This is a genomic window from Rhizobium sp. SAFR-030, from assembly GCF_059415005.1.
Genome location: NZ_JBPFDO010000007.1, coordinates 222,733 through 237,379, shown reverse-complemented (window position 1 = coordinate 237,379; position 14,647 = coordinate 222,733). Strand labels below are relative to the sequence as shown.

Genomic DNA, 14,647 nt, shown 5'->3' with positions numbered 1-14,647 from the left:
TTTCTCCAGAACGAAAGACTTCGTCGCTTGCAGCGCCGCCGCCCTCGTCAGTGATCGGGGTTATAGATCCACACTTCACACACGTCAACAACCACCGTCGCAAAAACTTCAGAAAATTCGTAAGTGGCTGTATTTGCACGTTTATTAGCCACTGCATTCGATCGAAGATGGAACGTCTCGACGGATGGACAAGCCCTTCTCCATGTCAGAGGGTCCAGAATGCAGCTGCGAAGCTCGTCGTCCGTGTTGATATGCGCGGCGCTTGTCGCCATCCGACCCTACATGCGATAGAAACTTGTACATCCCCATCATCCGCCGCGGATCCTGGTCTTCGCTCTGCGGCTCTCTCTTAGAAAGTCCAGCTATCGTGTCCCTGCTTGCCGATGCCACCATTGCGGAACTGCCCAACCACTATCGCGGCAAGGTGCGCGACAATTACGACCTGCCGGACGGCCGCCGCATCATCATTGCCAGCGACCGGCTGTCGGCCTTCGACCGGATCCTCACCGTCGTGCCCGACAAGGGCCGGGTGCTGACGCAGACGGCGCGCTTCTGGTTCGAGAACACGGCCGACATCTGCCCCAACCATGTTCTCTCCTATCCCGACCCCAATGTGGTGATCGGCAAGCGGCTGGACATTTTGCCGGTCGAGATCGTCGTGCGTGGCTATCTTGCCGGCACCACCGGCACTTCGCTGCTCACGCTCTACAAGAAGGGCGAACGCCAGCCTTACGGGCTGTCGCTGCCGGATGGCCTGAAGGACAACGAGATCCTGCCGCAGCCGGTGATCACGCCGACAAGCAAGGCCTTCGACGGCGGCCATGACGAGCCGCTTTCGGCAGAAGCGATCCTCGACGCCGGCCTGTTGACCGCCGCACAGTGGGAGCAGGTGAGCGCCTATGCGCTGGCGCTGTTTGCGCGCGGCCAGACGATGGCGGCCGAGCGCGGTCTCCTGCTTGTCGACACGAAATACGAATTCGGCGTCGACGCGGCCGGCACCATCATTCTTGCCGACGAGATCCACACACCCGACAGCAGCCGCTACTGGATGGCCGACAGCTATGCGGAACGGCTGCAGCGTGGCGAACGTCCCGAAAGCTTCGACAAGGATTTCGTCCGCGCCTGGGTATCCGAGCGCTGCGATCCCTATAAGGATGAGATCCCTGAAATCCCGCAGCAGTTGGTCGAGGCGACGGCAGATGTCTATCGCCAGGCTTTCCGCAGCATCACCGGCTTGGATTTTGCCCCGGTGACACCCGAGACCGACGTGCTGGCGCGGGTGCGCGCCAATCTGGCGCCCTATTTCTCCGCAACAGCGAACGGACAGGCGTAAGGAGGATAAGGGTGCGCAGACCGAGGAAGCGGGCGGAAGACACCAAGGCGGAAATCCTGGCGACCGCCGAACGGCTGTTCGGCGAGCGCGGCGTGTCCGGCTGCTCGATTGCCCATATTGCCCAGGCGCTGTCGATGTCTCCCGCCAATGTCTTCAAGCACTTCCATTCGAAAGTGGCGCTCGCCGACGAGATCTGCGAGCGCCAGATCGACCGGATGATGCTGCGGCTGGAAGCCTTCGACAGCGACGCTCCGGCGCCCGAGCGGCTGCGCATCGTCGTCCGGCGGTTGATGGAATCACATCTCGCCTCGCTGGAAGACAGTCCCTACATGCTGGAAATGATCTTCCTCCTCTCCGGCACCGAGCTGAAGAGCGGTCACCGCTACAAGGAGATGCTCGAGCAGCTGTTTCTCGATCTTGTCCGCCACGGGATCGATGCCGGCATCTACCGGGCCGACGATCTGCAAAAGACCAGCCGGGCGGTGAGCGGCGCCTTCGCCAGCGTGCTGCACCCGGTCTTCCTTGCCAACACGCCCCTGCCGGACCTTCTGCAACGCTCCGACGAGCTTGTCGATCTCGTGAATGCCGCACTGCAAAATCCGCTTGCAAAGTGACGGTTCGTAAATTACGTCACTTTACCCGGACGCAGCCTTGCGCGCCGGCAGGCCTTCCATGCTTCGGTAAGGCTTGTGGGTTTGCCGGGCTTCCGCCACTATTCCGCTCGATCTTCGACCGGCGTCTGCTTCGACCGGCACTTGCTCTTCAATTGGATGTGACGATGACCCCTCACCGTTTTGCTCTCCCGCTCGTTCTGCTGATCGCTCTGACGGGATGCAGCGAACAGTCTAGTTCCAGCGGTGCCGGTGGCGGCGCACCCGGTGCCGCGCCCGCCCGCCCGCCGGCAGCGGTCAGCGTTCTGATCATGAAGCAGGACGACCGTCCGTTGACGCGCCTCCTGCCCGGCCGCGCCGTCGCCTTCCGCACCGCAGAGGTTCGCCCGCGGGTCAACGGCATGATCGAGACCATCGCCTTCAAGGAAGGCAGCGAGGTTAAGGCCGGCGATCTGCTCTACAAGATCGACGACGATACCTATACGGCGGCTTTGGAAGAGGCGAAGGCAGCCCTTGCCAAGGCGGAAGCCAGCATCCCGAGCGCGCAGGCCAATCTCACCCGCTACGAGCGACTGGTCAACAGCGGCGCGACCCAGATCGAATTCGAGAATGCCCGCGTCACGCTGCTCCAGGCGCAGGCGGACGTGGCTCAGGCCAAGGCCTCGCTGCAGGCGGCGCAGATCAATTCCGGCTATACCGAGATCCGCGCTCCCTTCGACGGTGTGACGACGATCTCCAACGTCAGCATCGGCAATATCGTCACCGCCAACCAGACGACGGCGCTGACGACCCTGCGCCAGCTCGACCCGATCTATGTCGACCTGACCGATTCGAGCGCCAACCTTCTGGAACTGCGCTCGGCGATCGCCACCGGCCGGCTGAAGGGCAACGCTACCCAGGCCGATATCCGGCTGACGCTGGAAGACGGCACCGAGTATCCGAAGACCGGCAAGCTGGACATGTCGGAAATGGCCGTCAGCGAGACCACCGGCACCTACCAGATCCGTGCCGTCTTCGACAATCCGGACCGGCTGATCCTGCCGGGCGTCTATGTTCGCGCCACCGTCACCGTCGGCTACGAGAACGGTTTCCTCATTCCGCAGCGCGCCGCGACCCGCAATGCCAGCGGCCGGCTGACGGCGAACTTCGTCACCCCGGACAACAAGGTGGAAGTCCGCACCTTCGACAACAGCCAGATCTCGGGCAACAACTGGCTGGTGACCGAGGGGATCAAGGACGGCGATCGGCTGATCGTCGACGGGCTGCAGCGGATTGCCGAAGGCGCGCCCGTCGCACCGGTGGAAGCAACGATTGATGAGAAGGGTTTTGTCGTCGAGAAGCCGGCGGATCCCGCAAACGCCCCTGCGGCCAAGCCTTGAGCGGCATGCCGGCAGACAAAACAGGCGCTAAGGGGTAACCAATGGCCAAGTTCTTCATCCACCGACCCATCTTCGCATGGGTGATCGCGATCATCATCATGCTCGGAGGCGGGCTGGCGATCACCACCCTGTCTATTGCCCAGTATCCCGAAATTGCCCCGACCACGGTGCGCATCAGCGCCACCTATACCGGTGCCAGCGCCGAGACGGTCGAGAAATCGGTGACGACGATCATCGAGGACGGGATGACCGGTCTCGACGACCTCACCTACATGACCTCGTCGTCGAGCACCGGCTCAGCCACCGTGACGCTGACCTTCGGCAACTCGATCGACCCCGACATCGCCCAGGTGCAGGTGCAGAACAAACTGCAGCTCGTCCAGTCTCAGCTGCCGGACATCGTCCAGACGACGGGCATCGAAGTGACCCGCTCGACGTCGAGCATCCTGCTCGTTGGCGCGCTGGTATCGACGGATGCCAAGCGCCAGCCTGTAGAACTCGGCGACATCTTCTCGACGCAGATCGAGGACCAGATCAAGCGCCTTGAAGGCGTCGGAAGCGTGCAGGTATTCGGCACCGGTTACGCCATGCGCATCTGGCTCGATCCGCTGAAGCTCAACAAGTTCCAGCTGACGCCGAACGACATCACTTCGGCAATCCAGGCGCAGAACACCCAGATTTCTGTCGGTGCGCTCGGCGCGCAGCCGGTGGTTTCCGGACAGCAGATCAACGTCACCGTAACGGCGCAGAGCCAGTTGCAGTCGGTATCCGATTTCCGCGCCATCATCCTGAAAACGGAAACCGGCGGCGCCACCGTGCGCTTGGCCGACGTCGCCCGCATCGAGATCGGCCAGGAAAGCTATTCGACCAACACGCGCTCCAACCGCAATCCGGCGACCGGCTTTGCCGTCAACCTGGCAACCGGGGCGAATGCCTTGGATACGGCAGAGCGCGTCAAGACCGCGCTCAACAGCGTTGGCCCGACGCTGCCTGAAAACGTCATCATCACCTATCCGTACGACACCTCGCCCTTCGTGCAGCTGTCGATCGAGAAGGTGGTGCACACGCTTATTGAAGCCATCATACTGGTGTTCGTGGTTCTGCTCGTCTTCCTGCAGAATTTCCGCGCCACCCTGATCCCGATGATCGCCGTCCCTGTCGTCCTGCTCGGGACCTTCGGGATCCTGGCGGTGACCGGATATTCGATCAACACCTTGACCATGTTCGCCATGGTGCTCGCTATCGGGCTTCTGGTCGACGACGCGATCGTCGTCGTCGAGAACGTCGAACGCATCATGTCCGAAGAGGGGCTGTCGCCGCTCGAGGCGACTGAGAAGTCGATGGGAGAGATCACCGGCGCCATCGTCGGCATCGCCCTCGTGCTCACCGCCGTCTTCATTCCAATGGCCTTCTTCGGCGGCTCCACCGGCATCATCTACCGGCAATTCTCGGTGACCATCGTCTCGGCCATGTTGCTGTCGGCCCTGGTCGCCCTGGTGCTGACGCCGGCCCTTTGCGCCACCATGCTGAAGCCGGTCAAGCACCATGGCGAGCGGCGCGGCATTGCCGGCTGGTTCAACCGCGGCTTCGACAAGACGACGGGCGGCTATGTTTCGTCGATCGGCTATCTCTTGAAGCGGCCGCTGCGCGTGATGCTGATGTTTGCAGTCATTCTCGCCGGCTGCGGCTTCCTGTTCCTGCGCCTGCCGACCTCCTTCCTGCCGCAGGAAGACCAGGGCGTTCTGTTCACCATCGTCCAGCTGCCGAACGGCGCGACCACGGCGCGCACCGAGCAGGTGATCGAGAAGATCGAGAACTACTATCTGGAGAAGGAAAAGGACGCGATCCAGGACGTCTTTGCGGTCTCCGGCTTCTCGTTCACCGGCAGTGGCCAGAACTACGCCATGGTGTTCGCCAAGCTGAAGGATTTCGATCTGCGCACGGACGCCAATCTGTCCGCCTCGGCCGTGGTCGGGCGCGCCATGGGCTATTTCATGAGCCTGCGCGACGCGACGGTCTTCCCGCTGCAGCCGCCGGCAATCCCGGGGCTGGGCAATTCCAGCGGCTTCTCGATGTATCTCGTCGACAGCGGCAAGACCGGCAACGAGGCACTGGCGAAGGCATCGCAGCAGCTCATCCAGACGGGTGGCAGCAATCCCAATGTCAGCTCGCTGCGGTCCAACAACCCGCCTTCTGAGAACCAGCTGAAACTGTTGCTGGACCAGGAGAAGATGGGCGCCATGGGCCTCGATATCGCCACCGTCAACTCGATGCTGTCGACGATCTTTGCCGGCCGCGACGTCAACGACTTCACTCTCAACAACGAGTTGAAGAAGGTCTACGTCCAGGGCGATGCCCCCTACCGCATGCAGGCCGACGCCATCAACACATGGCATGCCCGCAACGCCAACGGCGAGATGGTGCCGTTCTCGGCGTTCACCAAGTCGGAATGGATCACCGGACCGCCGACCCTCAGCCGCTTCAACGGCGTAAGCGCCATTTCGCTGGATGGCTCGGCGGGTGCCGGCGTCAGCTCGGGCACGGCCATGGACGCGATGGAGCAGATGACGGCCGGAATGCAGGGCGGCTACACGGTCGCGTGGCAGGGCATCTCCTATCAGGAGCGGCTGTCGGGTTCGCAGGCGCCGATGCTCTACGCGCTGTCGATCCTCGTCGTCTTCCTCTGCCTTGCGGCGCTCTATGAAAGCTGGTCGATCCCGTTCTCGGTCATCATGGCCGTGCCGATCGGCGTGCTGGGTGCCGTTGCGGCGGCCCTGCTGCTTGGCCAGTCCAACGACGTCTACTTCAAGGTCGGACTGCTGACGACGATCGGGCTTGCCGCCAAGAACGCCATCCTGATCGTAGAATTTGCCAAGGACAGGCAATTGGCGGGCATCGGCTTGATGGAAGCGACGCTGGAGGCGGCAAAGCTGCGCCTGCGGCCGATCATCATGACCTCGCTTGCCTTCATTCTCGGCGTCGTCCCGCTGGCGATCGCCACGGGTGCCGGCTCTGCGGCGCAGAACTCGATCGGCATCGGCGTGCTCGGGGGTATGCTTTCTGCAACACTGCTCGGAATTTTCTTCGTACCCTCGTTTTTTGTGGTGGTACGCCGGCTGTCACGCGGTAAAAAACCTGCGAATTAACCTTTCCGACGGCCGAATTTTAACCATTGGATTATGAGGGCCTCTCCGCCGGCCATTGCCGGCGGGGGCTCAAGCGAAGACTTCGATGAAAGAATCATCGCCAAACAGGATGCACTCATGACCTCCATTCGCGCAGCAGCTCCCCTGCTCATGCTCCTGCTTTCCGGCTGCGTGGTCGGTCCCGACCAGAAGGCTCCCGAGATCGCCCTACCGGCAAAATTTGCGGAAGGCGGCGTCAAGAGCAACGGCGACCTGTCCCTGCAGCCCTGGTGGACCGCCTTCAACGACCGCCGGCTCGACGGCTTCATCAGCCAGGGTCTTGGCCAGAACCTCGACATCCTCCAGGCGCTCGAGCGAATCAACCAGGCCCAGGCAAACGTGGTCATTTCTGGCGCCGGAGGCCTGCCGAGCCTGACGCTGTCGGCCGACGCCGGCCGTCGCGGTACGGAAGGCCTGCGCGGAACGCCTGATTCGATTCCCTCCACCTCCGCCTCGGGAAGCCTTGACGCCTCGTGGTTCCTCGATCTGTTCGGCCGTTACCGCCGCTCGAAGGAAAGCGCGCTGGCCTCGCTCGACGCAGCCTACGCCAATGTCGACACCGCCCGCCTCTCGCTCCTGTCGTCAGTGGCCTCGGCCTATATCGACGTGCGCTACTATCAGGAGCGGATCGCCATTGCCCAGGCGAACCTCAAGTCCCGCCGCGAAACCTTGCAGCTCACCCAGCTGCAGCTCGAAGCCGGCGCGGCCTCGCGCCTCGACGTCGTCCAGTCCGAAGGTCTGGTCAATTCGACAATCGCCGACATTCCGGCATTCGAGACGCAGTTCCGCCAGGCCGCACACCGCATCGCGACGCTGCTCGGAATGCCGGCATCGTCGCTGGTCAACGATCTGCAGCGTGGCGCCCGCCAGCCGGTCGCCCGCTTCAACGCCAAGACCGGCGTACCGGCCGACCTGATTCGCAACCGTCCCGATATCCGGGCTGCGGAGCGCCAGTTCGCTTCGGCCGTTGCCGAGATCGGTGTTGCTGAATCGCAGCTCTATCCGAGCATCAGCCTGGGCGGCTCGATCACGCCGTCGTATAGCCGCCTGAACGGCGGTTCGGACAGCCATCTGCTGTCCTGGTCGTTCGGCCCGGCCCTCAGCCTGCCGATCTTCGACGGCGGCCAGTTGCGCGCCAATGTCAGCGCCAACGAATCGGCCGCACGCGAATCCTACCTCGCCTGGAAGCAGACGGTTCTCAATGCCGTCCAGGAAGTCGAAAATGCCCTGGCTGCCGTGACACGCGATGGCCGCACCGTTTCGGCTCTGCGCAACACGGTAAAGTCCTACCAGGAATCCCTGCAGCTTGCGACGGCGAGCTACCGTGACGGCGCCTCCTCGCTGCTCGACGTTCTGGATGCGCAGCGCCAGGTCTCGACCGCCCAGGCAAGCCTTGCCCAGGCGATCCAGCAGCAGGCGCAGGACTATGTCGCGCTCAACGTTGCCATCGGCGGCGGCTATGCCTGGGGCAAGGGCCCGACGGTGGTGGCTGCGGCCAGCGCCAACCGCTAAGCGCTTAGCGCTTAGCAATCGCCCAACGAAAAAGCCCCGGACCTTGCATGGTCCGGGGCTTTTCTTTTGCCTTGATGTCGCTCATCGGATGCGGGCGAACCGGTGGCCGCCGCATCCGGCCGGCGTTTAGTTCTTGGCGCGCTCGACGTAGGAATTGTCTTCGGTCGCGATGACGACGCGGATGCCGGCATCGACATGCGGCGGCACCATGGTGCGGATGCCGTTCGACAGCATGGCCGGCTTGTAGGAGGACGACGCCGTCTGGCCCTTGACGACCGGTTCGGTCTCGGTGATTTCCAGCGTCACGTGGCGCGGCAGCTGCAGAGCGAGCGCAATGCCTTCGTGCATCGACAGGATGCAGGTCATGCCTTCCTGCAGATAGGCCTTCTGGTCACCCATGGTTTCGACGTCGACGACCACCTGGTCGTAATTGTCGGGGTTCATGAAGTGGAAGCCTTCGCCGTCCTGGTAGAGGAACTGGTGGTTGACGTCCTCGACGAACGCGCGTTCGACCTGCTCGGTCGTGCGCCAGCGCTCGGAAACCTTCACGCCATCGACGATGCGGCGCATGTTGACCTGGGTGACGGGCGTGCCCTTGCCGGGATGGAAGTTTTCGGCCGTGAGAACGACGTAGAGCTTGCCATCGACATCGAGCACGTTGCCCTTTCGGACGGAAGAGGCGATTACCTTGACCATGGGATTTCCTTCGAGCCTGCCTTGGCTTGTCAGTGCGGGGATTGCGTCGTAAAGGACCGGCCTTCTGCCGTCCCAGGGAACGCGGAACCTGTCATTCCGGGCGCACCTAGCCTAAATTGGCGCAAAGTGGAAGCCTTTGGACGCAAAGGCCAGGAAGAAACCCCGAAAAGGAGCCGCCCGTGTCGCATGCCGCGCCTGCTTTGCGCCCTGCCTGGTGGCAGCCGGACGTGCACGCCGATCGCCGCCCGTTCCTCATCGGCCGCAACCGGATCCAGGCCGCCTTCCGCGGCTTCTTTGCCGATCAAGACTTCATCGAGGTCGATCCGGCGACGCTGCAGGTCTCGCCCGGCAACGAAGCGCATCTGCATGCGTTTGCGACGCAGGCGCTTACCACCGACGGGACGGCGCACCCGCTCTATCTGCACACCTCGCCTGAATTTGCCTGCAAGAAACTGCTCGCCGCCGGCGAAACCCGCATCGCCAGCTTCTCGCATGTCTATCGCAACCGCGAACGCGGACCGCTGCATCACCCGGAATTCACCATGCTGGAATGGTACCGGGTCGGCGAGACCTATGAGCGGCTGATGGCCGACTGCCATGCGCTGCTGGCGCTCGCCGCCGAAACCACCGGCACCACGCGTTTCACCTATGGCGGCCGGACCTGCGATCCGCGGCTTGCGCCCGAGCGGCTGAGCGTTGCCGACGCCTTCACGCGGTTCGCCGGCATCGACCTGCTTGCGACCGTTGGCGAGGACGGCTCAACGGACGCCGATCATCTGCGCCTTCAACTTGCCGGCGCCGGCATCCGCTCGGCGGCCGACGACACCTGGACGGACCTGTTCAGCCGCGTGCTGGTGGAGAAGATCGAGCCGCAGCTGGGCGACGGCCGGCCGACCATCCTCGACCGCTACCCGATCTGCGAAGCGGCGCTCGCCCGTCCTGCCGCCGACGATCCGCGCGTTGCCGAACGTTTCGAACTCTATGCCTGCGGCGTGGAACTGGCCAACGCCTTCGGCGAGCTGACCGATGCCGGCGAGCAACGGCTGCGCTTCGAAGCCGAGATGGCGGAAAAGCGCCGCATCTACGGCGAAACCTATCCGCTCGACGAGGATTTCCTCGCGGCCCTCGCGATCATGCCCGAGGCAAGCGGCATCGCGCTCGGCTTCGATCGGCTGGTGATGCTGGCAACCGGCGCCACGCGCATCGAACAGGTGATGTGGGCGCCGGTGGCGGATTTTTCCCCATGACGCTGCATCGCGCGCTGAAGACGCCGGACGAACTGGTGGAAGCAGGCCTTGTCGATGCGACGGGGCTTGAGGCGGCACGCCGCGTTGCCGGCCGCTATGCGCTGGCGGTGACGCCCGCCATGGCCCAGCTGATCGATCCCGCCGATCCCGCCGATCCGATCGGCCGGCAGTTCCTGCCGGATCTGCGCGAGCTGGCGACCATGCCCGAGGAGCGGGCCGATCCGATCGGCGACGCCGCCCATTCGCCGGTCAAGGGCATCGTCCACCGCTATCCCGACCGGGTGCTGCTGAAGGCGGTGCATGTCTGTCCGGTCTATTGCCGCTTCTGTTTTCGCCGCGAGATGGTCGGCCCCTCAGGCGACGGCACGCTGTCTGGCGACGAGCTGGACGCAGCCTTCCACTACATCCGCGCCCAGCCGCAGATCTGGGAGGTGATCCTGACCGGCGGCGACCCGCTGGTGCTGTCGCCCCGCCGGCTCGCCGACATCCTGCGCCGGCTGAAGGACATCGACCACGTCAGGATCGTCCGCTTCCATAGCCGCGTGCCGGTGGTCGACCCGCAGGCGATCGATGCCGCGCTGATCGACGCCCTGAAGGAGAGCGGCAAGACCGTCTACGTTGCCCTGCACGCCAATCATCCGCGTGAGATGACGCCTGAGGCGCGGGACGCCTGCGCGCGGATTGCCGATGCCGGCATCGCGCTGGTCAGCCAGACGGTGCTGCTGAAGGGCATCAACGACGACGCCGGCGTGCTGGCCGATCTTATGCGCGCCTTCGTCGAATGCCGGGTCAAGCCCTATTACCTCCACCATCCGGATCTCGCGCCCGGCACCAGCCATTTCCGCCTCGAAATCGCCGAGGGCCAGAAGATCGTCGCCGCGTTGCGCGGCCGCGTCTCCGGTCTCTGCCAGCCGACCTATGTGCTCGACATTCCCGGCGGCTACGGCAAGGCGCCGATTGCGGCCGCATCCGTCCGCCAGACTGCCGACGGATGCTATGCGGTGAGCGACTACCGCGGCGAAGAACATGTCTATCCGCCGCAGCCGCAGGATTGATCGCCCCGCCGCTGTGGCGGGCAGGTGGCGCGGAGCCTTCCCAGAGAATGCCCGTGGCGCCTACCCGCAGGGCGACCGCGTCGACTGACGGCGGATGCGGGAACGATTGCTAGCAGATGCAGGCCACTTCGCATGCCCTCCGCCGTCGACCTAGGGACGAGCCTCCCGCTCTGACGCCGTCGACCTTGCGCTTGTCCGAGGATCCACTGCGCTTCGCTGTGTGTACAGACGCCGCGGACTGCCGCTCGTGGCTGACCCCAACCGTCCCTGGTCTGCTGTGACGGATCCTCGGGACAGGCCCGAGGATGACGGAGTGTGCGGTTAAGGCTGGTGGCTGATGGCTGGTGGCTGGTGGCTGGTGGCTGAAGGCTGAAGGCAGGTAGCGAATTCTTAGGCGTTGCATCAAGCTACCCGGCCACTGGCGTCACCCCACTGACGCTCATGAGCGTCATCCCGCCGATGCTGCGCAACGACGCCTAGTCAAGCAGCGGTGGAAGTGCGGACCAGCCGTCGCCCCAGCGGGTGCGGGAACGATTGGTGGCCGATACAGGCTGCTTCGCATGCCCTCCGCCGTCAACCTGGGGACGAGCCTCCCGCTCTACGCCGTCATCCTCGGGCCTGTCCCCGAGGATCTACTGCGCGTCGCTGTGTGTACAGACGCCGCGGACTGTTGCTCGTGGCTGACCCCAACCGTCCATGGTCCGCTGTCACGGATCCTCGGAACAGGCCCGAGGATGACGGAGTGTGCGGTTAAGGCTGGTGGCTGAAGGCAGGTAGCGAACTCGTAGGCGTTGTCATCAAGCTACCCCGGCCACTGGCGTCACCCAACTGACGCTCATGAGCGTCATCCCGCCGATGCTGCGCAACGACGACTAGTCAAGCAGCGGTGGAAGTGCGGGTCAGCCGTCGCCCCGGCGGCTGCGGGAATGATTGGTGGCAGATGCAGGCTGCTTCGCATGCCCTCCGCCGTCGACCTAGGGAGAAGCCTTCCGCTCTGACGCCGTCATCCTCGGGCCTGTCCCCGAGGATCTACCAGCGGTCGAATGTTTCCCTGAGTGTCAGCCTGACGATGCGCCGCATCGGGTGGGTGATCAATACAATCCGACCGCGCCAGATCTCACGCCGGCAGCACCGGTCGCGACCCCTGCACCGGCACCACCGGCTCCCATTCCCGCGCCTGCGCCAGCGCTGGCACCCCCACCCAGGTACTGGCGGAACAGCTGCACCATCTGCTGGTCGCGCGCCTTGTCGGTCGGATAACCCATCACCACGCCGACATAGCGCCGGCCGCCCTGACGCACCGAGGTCACGACATTGTAGCCCGAGGCGCTTGTATAGCCGGTCTTCAGCCCATCGACGCCGGGATAGAGGTCGAGCATGTAGTTGTGCCCCTTCAGCGGCTTGCCGCGGAACTGCGCCGTGCGGGTGGAAAACAGCGCGAACTGGCGCGGAAAATGATGCATCAGCGCCATGCCCAGCACCGCCATGTCGCGGGCGGTGGTGAGCTGTCCGTCGGCGGTAAGCCCCGTCGCATTGCGGAAGGTGGTGTTCGGCATCTGCAGCTGGCGGGCTTTGGCCGTCATCATCTTTGCAAACGCCTCTTCGCTGCCGCCAAGCCGCTCGCCCACGGCGATTGCCGCATCATTGGCCGACAGCACGATCATTCCGGTGATCGCCTCGCGCACGCTGACCGTGCCACCCGGCGCAACGCCGAGCTTGTAGGGCACCGTGCCCGCCGCACGCGCCGAGACCGGGATCTGCTCGTCGAGGCTGAGCCTGCCCTTCGCCAGCGCCTCGAAGGCGAGGTAGAGCGTCATCATCTTGGTGAGCGAGGCCGGCCGGTTGAGGACGTCGGCATGGTCGCCCTGGATGACCGTCCCGGTCGCTGCATCGACGAGGATCGTCGCCTGGCGCGCTTCGGCCATGCCGGCACCGGCAATCAGCAGGATCGCCACCAGCGTCGCAAGCTTCGGCACACCGATCATCTTCTTCATCCCCGTATAGCTTGAACCAGGACCGGCCAGTGCCATGCACATGGGGCGGTTTTTCGGCACGTCGCGAAGTCGGACGGGGCCTTCGCTCAAATTCGAACGAGTCCCGCTAAGACTTCTTCACCACCCTATTTAGCGCTTCCTTATGCTTTCTCGACTAAGGATTGTCCCGTCAACACGAATTACAGCGGGAGAGGCCGATGAGCGAAACCATACGCGAGATCCTGAGCAAGGTCGGCGGGCTGCCGGTACCGGTGAGCGACCTGGCGGATGATGCCGATCTCTACGCGGCAGGTCTTTCGTCCTTCGCCTCCGTGCAGGTAATGCTGGCGATCGAGGAGAAGTTTGACATCGAGTTTCCCGACAACCTCCTCAACCGCAAGTCTTTTGCCAGCATTGCCGCGATCGACACGACGGTCGGCCAGATCCTTAAGGCGCAAGAGGCGGCATGATGAGCCTCGTCGCCTTCGCCCCGCAGGCCGAGAGCCTGACACAAAGGGCACAGCGTGTCGCGGCAATCGCCGCACGCTCCGCCGATGATGTGGATCGCGCCGGACGTTTCCCGCGCGAGGCGGTGGAGGCGATGAAGGCAGAGCGGCTCCTCGGCATCCAGGTTCCCGCAAGCCATGGCGGCGAAAGCGCGACCCTGGTAGAGATCGCCGAGGTCTGCACCATCCTCGGACAGGCCTGCGCCGCCTCGGCCATGGTCTTTGCCATGCACCAGATCAAGGCATCGAGCCTCGTCGAGCACGGCGAGGAGAGCGCCTGGCACGGCGCCTTCATGCGCGACGTCGCCGAGCGCCAGCTGCTGCTCGCATCGGCAACCACCGAAGGCGGGATCGGCGGCAACCTGCGCAGTTCGATCTGCGCCATAGACATCGACGGCGACACCTGCCGGCTGGAAAAGGACGCCACCGTCATTTCCTATGCGACCGAGGCTGACGCCATCCTCATCACCTCGCGGGCACACGCGAATGCGGCTCCAAGCGACCAGGTGATGACGGTGTTCCTGAAGCACCAGTATACGCTGGAAAAGACCACCGACTGGGACACGATCGGCATGCGCGGCACCTGCTCGGAAGGTTTCCGGTTTCGGGGCGTAGCGCCTGCCGAGCAGATTTTCCAGAAGCCGTTTGCCGAGATTGCCGCCCAGAGCATGCTCGCCACCTCGCACCTGTTGTGGAGCGGCGTGTGGTACGGCATCGCCGCCGATGCGGTGGCCCGCGCCCAGAGCTTCGTCCGCGCCGCAGCGCGCAAATCGGCCGGCACCGTGCCGCCGGGTGCCGCCCATCTTGCGGAAGCCGTGAACCTGCTGCAGCTCGTGCGCGCCAACTTGCTGGCGGGGCTCAAGACCTATGCGGATGCCCGCACCAACCCCGACCGGCTGTCATCGATGGCGTTTGCGATCGCCATGAACAACGTCAAGATCGCCTCCTCCGAGACCATCCTCGACATCATCAATCGGGCGCTGATGGTGTGCGGCATCATGGGCTACAAGAATGGCACGCCGTTCTCACTTGGCCGCCACCTGCGCGACGCCCACTCGGCGCGGCTGATGATCTCCAACGACCGCATACTCGGCAATACAGCCACGATGCTCCTGGTGCAGAAACCAGAGATCAGCCTTTTGGGGTGACC

General features: G+C 64.0%; 11 protein-coding genes. 9 read left to right on the top strand and 2 right to left on the bottom strand.

Annotated features, from left to right (window positions below):
* Positions 1-367 precede the first annotated feature (367 nt).
* From ACR65N_RS20850 to ACR65N_RS20830, 5 genes are all read left to right on the top strand, one after another.
* Positions 368-1,333 carry a phosphoribosylaminoimidazolesuccinocarboxamide synthase gene (locus ACR65N_RS20850; protein ID WP_440458561.1) on the top strand — a complete coding sequence of 322 codons (966 nt, stop codon included), beginning with the start codon at positions 368-370 and terminating at the stop codon, positions 1,331-1,333.
* 11 nt (positions 1,334-1,344) lie between these two features.
* Positions 1,345-1,947 carry a TetR family transcriptional regulator gene (locus tag ACR65N_RS20845; protein WP_440458560.1) on the top strand — a complete coding sequence of 201 codons (603 nt, stop codon included), beginning with the start codon at positions 1,345-1,347 and terminating at the stop codon, positions 1,945-1,947.
* 164 nt (positions 1,948-2,111) lie between these two features.
* A complete protein-coding gene (locus ACR65N_RS20840) occupies positions 2,112-3,323 on the top strand; it encodes an efflux RND transporter periplasmic adaptor subunit (RefSeq protein WP_440458559.1) in 1,212 nt (403 codons plus the stop codon).
* Positions 3,324-3,364: 41 nt separating this feature from the next.
* On the top strand, positions 3,365-6,469 hold the full coding sequence (locus tag ACR65N_RS20835) for an efflux RND transporter permease subunit (RefSeq protein WP_440458558.1): 3,105 nt from the start codon (positions 3,365-3,367) through the stop codon (positions 6,467-6,469).
* Positions 6,470-6,586: 117 nt separating this feature from the next.
* On the top strand, positions 6,587-8,020 hold the full coding sequence (locus ACR65N_RS20830; protein ID WP_440458557.1) for an efflux transporter outer membrane subunit: 1,434 nt from the start codon (positions 6,587-6,589) through the stop codon (positions 8,018-8,020).
* Between the two features lie 126 nt (positions 8,021-8,146).
* Here the strand turns inward: ACR65N_RS20830 and efp are convergent, their stop codons facing one another.
* Complete coding sequence (efp, locus tag ACR65N_RS20825) at positions 8,147-8,716, bottom strand: elongation factor P (RefSeq protein WP_430307938.1); 570 nt, start codon at positions 8,714-8,716, stop codon at positions 8,147-8,149.
* Positions 8,717-8,895: 179 nt separating this feature from the next.
* On the opposite strand from efp, the gene epmA reads away from it, so the two are divergent.
* Both epmA and ACR65N_RS20815 read left to right on the top strand, forming a co-directional pair.
* Entirely contained in the window at positions 8,896-9,963 is a 1,068-nt protein-coding gene (gene epmA / locus ACR65N_RS20820; RefSeq protein ID WP_440458556.1) for an EF-P lysine aminoacylase EpmA, read from the top strand.
* Entirely contained in the window at positions 9,960-11,018 is a 1,059-nt protein-coding gene (locus ACR65N_RS20815; RefSeq protein WP_440458555.1) for a lysine-2,3-aminomutase-like protein, read from the top strand. The genes epmA and ACR65N_RS20815 overlap by 4 nt, the downstream gene beginning before the upstream one ends.
* 1,091 nt (positions 11,019-12,109) lie before the next feature.
* Here ACR65N_RS20815 and ACR65N_RS20810 read toward each other — a convergent pair.
* Positions 12,110-13,054, bottom strand: coding sequence for a D-alanyl-D-alanine carboxypeptidase family protein (locus tag ACR65N_RS20810; protein WP_440458554.1), 945 nt, complete (start codon positions 13,052-13,054; stop codon positions 12,110-12,112).
* A gap of 155 nt (positions 13,055-13,209) precedes the next feature.
* On the opposite strand from ACR65N_RS20810, the gene ACR65N_RS20805 reads away from it, so the two are divergent.
* Positions 13,210-13,461 (top strand): acyl carrier protein, encoded by a 252-nt coding sequence (locus ACR65N_RS20805; protein ID WP_430307934.1) that lies wholly within the window; start codon positions 13,210-13,212, stop codon positions 13,459-13,461.
* A complete protein-coding gene (locus ACR65N_RS20800; RefSeq protein ID WP_440458574.1) occupies positions 13,461-14,645 on the top strand; it encodes an acyl-CoA dehydrogenase family protein in 1,185 nt (394 codons plus the stop codon). Before ACR65N_RS20805 ends, ACR65N_RS20800 begins: the two co-directional genes overlap by 1 nt.
* Positions 14,646-14,647 lie beyond the last annotated feature (2 nt).

Coding starts and splice junctions, on each gene's coding strand:
- ACR65N_RS20830 (WP_440458557.1), top strand. CDS start 6,587: ATGACCTCCATTCGCGCAGCAGCTCCCCTGCTCATGCTCCTGCTTTCC.
- ACR65N_RS20840 (WP_440458559.1), top strand. CDS start 2,112: ATGACCCCTCACCGTTTTGCTCTCCCGCTCGTTCTGCTGATCGCTCTG.
- ACR65N_RS20835 (WP_440458558.1), top strand. CDS start 3,365: ATGGCCAAGTTCTTCATCCACCGACCCATCTTCGCATGGGTGATCGCG.
- ACR65N_RS20805 (WP_430307934.1), top strand. CDS start 13,210: ATGAGCGAAACCATACGCGAGATCCTGAGCAAGGTCGGCGGGCTGCCG.
- ACR65N_RS20800 (WP_440458574.1), top strand. CDS start 13,461: ATGAGCCTCGTCGCCTTCGCCCCGCAGGCCGAGAGCCTGACACAAAGG.
- ACR65N_RS20810 (WP_440458554.1), bottom strand. CDS start 13,054: ATGTGCATGGCACTGGCCGGTCCTGGTTCAAGCTATACGGGGATGAAG.
- efp (WP_430307938.1), bottom strand. CDS start 8,716: ATGGTCAAGGTAATCGCCTCTTCCGTCCGAAAGGGCAACGTGCTCGAT.
- ACR65N_RS20815 (WP_440458555.1), top strand. CDS start 9,960: ATGACGCTGCATCGCGCGCTGAAGACGCCGGACGAACTGGTGGAAGCA.